Source organism: Enterobacter sp. 50793107, assembly GCF_001463365.1.
Taxonomy (GTDB): domain Bacteria; phylum Pseudomonadota; class Gammaproteobacteria; order Enterobacterales; family Enterobacteriaceae; genus Enterobacter; species Enterobacter cloacae.
Window position 1 is genome coordinate 1 of record NZ_LNII01000112.1, and the last position, 251, is coordinate 251.

The 251-nt window shown below is 51.4% G+C and carries 1 pseudogene; it reads left to right on the forward strand.

The window, feature by feature from the left end:
- Positions 1 to 126: pseudogene (locus tag APU11_RS28055) on the forward strand (Tn3 family transposase); the annotation flags it as partial.
- Positions 127 to 251 lie beyond the last annotated feature (125 nt).

The following is a 251-nucleotide window of genomic DNA, read 5'->3' on the forward strand; positions in this document are numbered from 1 at the left end:
CTGGGATACCAGTTTTCTCCACGCCTGGCTGATGCCGGTGCTTCGGTTTTCTGGCGAATGGACCATGATGCCGACTATGGCGTGCTGAATGATATTGCCAGAGGGCAATCAGATCCCCGAAAAATAGGGCACTGTTGCAAATAGTCGGTGGTGATAAACTTATCATCCCCTTTTGCTGATGGAGCTGCACATGAACCCATTCAAAGGCCGGCATTTTCAGCGTGACATCATTCTGTGGGCCGTACGCTGGT